Annotated in this window: 6 protein-coding genes; all 6 read left to right on the top strand. The window is 39.6% G+C overall.

Annotated elements, in window-relative coordinates; all coding sequences use genetic code 11:
• The first annotated feature begins 25 nt into the window (after nucleotides 1-25).
• Entirely contained in the window at nucleotides 26-340 is a 315-nt protein-coding gene (locus ACOVO2_RS07260; RefSeq protein ID WP_421769332.1) for a ribosomal protein L7/L12, read from the top strand.
• A 35-nt stretch (nucleotides 341-375) separates the two neighbouring features.
• A complete protein-coding gene (locus ACOVO2_RS07265; protein ID WP_421769333.1) occupies nucleotides 376-1617 on the top strand; it encodes a hypothetical protein in 1242 nt (413 codons plus the stop codon).
• Between the two features lie 247 nt (nucleotides 1618-1864).
• A complete protein-coding gene (locus tag ACOVO2_RS07270; RefSeq protein ID WP_421769334.1) occupies nucleotides 1865-3400 on the top strand; it encodes a hypothetical protein in 1536 nt (511 codons plus the stop codon).
• Nucleotides 3401-3595: 195 nt separating this feature from the next.
• A complete protein-coding gene (locus ACOVO2_RS07275) occupies nucleotides 3596-4468 on the top strand; it encodes a hypothetical protein (RefSeq protein WP_421769335.1) in 873 nt (290 codons plus the stop codon).
• Nucleotides 4469-4479: 11 nt separating this feature from the next.
• Nucleotides 4480-4818: a LytTR family transcriptional regulator DNA-binding domain-containing protein gene (locus ACOVO2_RS07280; protein WP_421769336.1), complete on the top strand. Its 339-nt coding sequence runs from the start codon at nucleotides 4480-4482 to the stop codon at nucleotides 4816-4818.
• The coding region (locus ACOVO2_RS07285; RefSeq protein ID WP_421769337.1) for a hypothetical protein at nucleotides 4818-5320 on the top strand (503 nt) is incomplete at its 3' end. The genes ACOVO2_RS07280 and ACOVO2_RS07285, both read left to right, overlap by 1 nt.

Below are 5320 nucleotides of genomic sequence, written 5' to 3' on the forward strand. Positions count from 1 at the left end.
AAAAACGTCTTTAAACTTTATTATCATGAAAAAAATATTTTTTGTCATTGCTATTGCTCTCATCGGTCTTACTGCTACCAATCATAATGTTATTGCTCAGAGTACTTTTCAGAAAGAACAACCAACGCTTTTTTTCGTTACTGCCAGCCAGCCTAATGCAAAGCAATCAGTAGCTAAAGTTTTATCATCAATGTTTGGGTTGAATTTTGGTGCAACCATGAAACAACTCAGCCAAGGTACTCCGATTGTGATTACATTAAAAACGGGAGTTTCGAAAGATGAAGCAGCCTCTATTAAAACTGCCATCGAAGCAGCGGGTGCTGAAGTTGAAGTAAAATAAATTAGTCATAAAGTAATAGTTTAAATCTAACTAAAATGAAAAAAATACTACTATCATTTCTCTTAGCCGCTTGTGCGTTTTCAGCCTTTTCTCAATCATTTTCGGTTGATAATAAAAGTCTTTCTGTTCCACGTTATGCCAATCAGGCAGCTATAAACACAGCGAATCCTTCACCAACTACTGGTATGTTGGTTTACGATAACTCGCTTAATCAATATGCTTATTATAATGGTAGTGCTTGGACTAATTTTCCAGCATCTTCGAGTTCATCTTCTAACCTTTGGCTGCTTAACCAAACAACTGGACGAGTAGAATTAATTTCGGGGATACCTAACGGTATTGAGGCTAATAGATTTACTTCTAATGGTGTAACTTCGGCAACTGCTCCGCTGATTAACTCAATCGGTAATGCCAATACGTTTATTCGTTATGGGCAGCCGCAGGGTAATCATGCCATTATGCAAGAATCTACGACAGGTTTAAATACAAGCGGAACAAGTATCAACTGGCGATATTATGATAATGCCAATCCGCAAGGAATTACCCATTTATTTGGTTATTCGGCCAATACATTCAATGTTACTGGTGGATTGACTACCACAGGAAATGCAACAATTAATGGTACAAGTACTGTTACTCAAGCAAGTGCTTTGAGAGGCAAAACCACCATCGGAACAACTTCAACTGGAGGTAATGGCTTGGAGATTCAATCAAGTACAACAACTACTGCAAGCCCTGATATTTACATCAAATCGCCTAATAATATTATCAGATATGGTAATACAACTGGTAATTTTGGAATGCAGCAATCAGTTATTAACTCGGCAACGCCAGCCAGTGCGTCAATGTCTTTTGTGCATTTAGATAATGCTGCTACGCCAACTCAAACAACAATGATGACCTTAGATGGCGAAGGAGATATGACAGTGGCAGGATTTACAAAATTAGGCGGTTTCGGGGCTGATGTACCTGCTATAAAAACAAAATATTTTACTGGCACAATGACTACCGCTAACGGAGGTTGGCCCGCTGCGAGTTATGATATTGCTCATGGACTAACTTTTTCGAAAATTATCTCAATGGACGTTCTGGTAACAGGATTGGGTAATATTACGGTTGGAGACAACTCATCTCTTGCAGGTTATCAATATACAGCCTACTTTGATGCCAGCAATATTAAGTTAGTTCGAAATACATCAGGTACTGCAAGTAATAGTATCACACCGTCAGCTGGGTTAAGTGTTACTTTTAAGGTTTTAGTTACCTATATACCTTAATACGTAGTAGAAAACTACCAGCTCTGAGTACACCAATATAGACGCTGATATAAACTGTACATCCAAGTAACAGTAAGTTAAACCTCTCGAAAGCCAAGCGACTTTTGAGAGGTTTTTTTATGAGCAATTGCAAATGATTTATAGAATCAAAACCGCAGTTCGTGTGTATAGAATAGCCTTTCGTGAAGTGGATAAAAATGAAGAAAAGCTGTGGGGTAAATTTATTGCATCAAAAACAAAAATTCCCATGAAAAAAATAGTATTATCTCTCGTCTTATTAAATAGTACCATAATAGGCTTTTCGCAAAGCGTAACCATCTTACCAACCAGCTCGCTCGGCGGCGGCAGTAGCCAATGGACAACCTTGGGCAACAATATCCATTACGGGGCTGGTGGGCAAGGCAATGTTGGAATAGGAACCTCAACACCTTTTTATCCGTTGGTTGTCAGGCAAAATGGTGGTGGGAATGACCAAGCGGTATTCTCGATTGAACGATTAAATAACAATACTCCCTATCAGAGTTTTGTTAAATTTGGCGGAACAACCGCTAATCCTCAACCTGTTACACCTGGTGAGTTGGGTATCATTGCATTTTCTGGCTCAACAAGTGCTGGTACATCAAACTGGTCACTTGGTGCATCAATTCGAGCAGTGGCAAGAGGTATTTTTAGTAGTACAAACTCTCCTGGGCAGTTAGAGTTTTCTACCACTCCTGCGAGTAGTACTTTAGGGCCGCAGGTTCGCATGACCATCAACGAAGAAGGCAAGATTGGTATCAATAATAACACGCCTATTTCTCAATTAGATTTGCGTTACGATGGTTCATCTACCTACGGTGTCCATAACCCAATGCTTAATATCAAAGGGCCAGATAATTCGGTTGTTCATACACGCTACTCAAACTCTTCAACAACCAATTTTTCGATTTTACAAGAAGTAACACCGAATACTATACTGGGCAACTCAAGTATTAGATGGCGTTGGTACGATAATGCTGTTCCGAGTGTAGGTACAACCATGTTTCAATGGGCAAACAATTCGTTCGACGTCACGGGAGCTTTAACTACCACAGGTAATGCAACTATCAACGGGAATGGTACCACATTAGGGACAAGTAGTTTAAGAGGAAAAGTAACGGTTGGCAGTACCACTACTACAGGAAATGGACTTGAGATTCAATCAAGTTCTTCAAGTATGGCGTCGCCAGATATTTACATTCGGTCGCTCAGCCCCGTTATCCGATATGGTACAACGGCTGGTACTTTAGGTATGATGCAGAGTGTTACCAACTCGGCTGTTCCGGGTAGTGCGTTGATGTCATGGTCGTACTTAGATAATTCTACTCCAACCGTTCAGACTACCATGATGACTTTGGATGGAGAGGGAGATTTGACCGTGAACGGATTTACTAAATTAGGGTCAGACCCTACTACTACCACTGCCGGTGTTACACGGTCTTCGCCTGCTATGAAAACCATTTTATTAACGGGAAATATTGCCGCTGGTGCTACGGTTTATACAACTACGGTTCCGCACGGCCTTAATGCATCCAAAATTGTGGAAGTGAAAGTTTTGGTGAGTGGTTTGAATAACTTTATTGTGGATAAAGACTTCGTAGATAACCGAACCTCAGCCCAAGGAGCCATAAGTGGGTATCAGTTTACGACCTTTACCGACGCAACAAATGTTTATATTCTCAGACATCAAACCAATGGAAATAATATAAACAATGCGAATGGTTTGGTTTCTACTTACAGAATTATGATTACGTACGTTCCTTGATATTTCTATTTTGTTGAAATAAAAAACCTCTCGAAAGCCAAGCGACGTTTGAGAGGTTTTTTTATGGAAAATCACCAAAATGGTTTGTGGAATCAAAACAACAGTTCGTGTGTGTAGAATGGTCTTTCGTGAAGTGAACAAAAATAAAAAAAAGCTGTGATGTAGCTTTGTTTCATCAAAAAAAATAACATTACCATGAAAAAAATACTATTATCATTCGTTTTTGTAGCTTTTGCTTTTTTAGGTTTTTCGCAATCATTTTCGGTTGATAGCAAAAGTATAAGCGTACCAAAATTTGCTGACCAAGTGGCTATCAGCACTGCCTTTCCGACACCAACTACTGGAACATTGGTTTATGACAATGCACTCAATCAATATGCTTACTATAATGGTACTACTTGGGTGAATTTCCCTGCGGCAAGTGTTAGTCAGTGGCAAACCACAGGGTATTATACCCCCAATGATATACAGTTTAGTGAAGGAAATGTGATTGTAGGTAATATTGCAAGCAACAGGTTTTTACAAATTCAAAATCAAAGTACCCTTGCTACCAGTTTAGAATTACTTGCAGGAGCTTCTACTAACCAAATGAGATTTACCTCTCTGAATCCATCAGCAAGTATCAATCAAAAATTTGTTGGAAGCTCTACTGCGGCAAACTCAACCCTTTCTTGGAATCGTGTTGATTTAAATAATAATCAGGTCGAAACACCTTTGATGTCGGTACAAGGAAATGGGAATTTTACAGTAAATGGTTTCTCAAAATTTGGCGGTTCGACTGCGGCTTTTCCTGCGATGAAAACAATGATGCTAACCGGAACAACCGCCGCATCGGGGCTTACAACAACGGTTGTACATGGCCTAACGGCTTCTAAAATCATTGGTTTTCAAGTAATAATTGCGGGTGGAGTATCAAGCGATATTTACGTGCCGAGCAATCACCCCGACCCAGGTATGACTTTTTTCAGTGCTTATGATGCAGGTTCTTTCTATATAACCAGAAGTAGCTCAAACGGCTCACAGCTAATCTCTAAACCATACAAAATTCTGATTACTTACACGAACTAATCAATTCAATCATGGAAGCTAATTTAACAATAGAAAATACGCTCGTACACGTAGGTGGACGCAAGAAATTACCAACCAGAAATATTATCAACATGGATGCCGATGAAAATTATACCATCATAACCATGAATACAGGGCAAAAAATAATCGTGGCCACAACCTTGAAGAAAATTGAGGCCAAAGTGACAGATTTTAAAAACTTTGTTCGAGTCAATAAATCAACGATTCTGAACACAGATTACGCTCGTCTGCACGAAAATACATTTGTTTTACCCGACAAACGAGTAGTTGAGTTTTCAAGAAGAAAATGGAAGAAGTTTCAAACAACAATCGCTCAGCAAGCAAGCTAATGAAAAAGATTTTTAAAAATTTAATATTCTTTTCGATACTAACTTTTGCACCAATTTCGGCCTTGATGGCTCAGAAATTTTTGGATAAAGCAAAAGAAAAGCTTAATCAAGTAAATCTCAATCTCGCAAACGGTGGTAGCAAAGTAGGCGAAAAAGAAATAAAAGCCGCCGAAGAAGATGCGGCTTCAACGCTACTCGACTCTAAGCCTTTTACCAAAGACCGCCACGGATTTGGGGGTGTTTATTTGGCAAAAGATGTGATGCTGGGTTATATTGAAAATGTCAATAAAGCCATTCCGATGAAGAAGTTTTTGGTTGATTTTGATGAGAAAACCCTCAAGCTGAGCATCAGCAGCCAGTATGCGTTTGAGACCGATGAGGCGAAAAAAATTGCTCCGATGGTTTTCGGAACGACTGAGGATGTGAAAGTTGCTTCGATGGCTTTCCGAACCAGTGTGGGCATCAAAGAACCTTGGTTGCCGCTCATCAATGGCCGCCAACG

This window comes from Emticicia sp. (assembly GCF_049241225.1).
Classification (GTDB): Bacteria; Bacteroidota; Bacteroidia; order Cytophagales; family Spirosomataceae; genus Emticicia.

Coding starts and splice junctions, on each gene's coding strand:
- ACOVO2_RS07265 (WP_421769333.1), top strand. CDS start 376: ATGAAAAAAATACTACTATCATTTCTCTTAGCCGCTTGTGCGTTTTCA.
- ACOVO2_RS07275 (WP_421769335.1), top strand. CDS start 3,596: ATGAAAAAAATACTATTATCATTCGTTTTTGTAGCTTTTGCTTTTTTA.
- ACOVO2_RS07260 (WP_421769332.1), top strand. CDS start 26: ATGAAAAAAATATTTTTTGTCATTGCTATTGCTCTCATCGGTCTTACT.
- ACOVO2_RS07270 (WP_421769334.1), top strand. CDS start 1,865: ATGAAAAAAATAGTATTATCTCTCGTCTTATTAAATAGTACCATAATA.
- ACOVO2_RS07280 (WP_421769336.1), top strand. CDS start 4,480: ATGGAAGCTAATTTAACAATAGAAAATACGCTCGTACACGTAGGTGGA.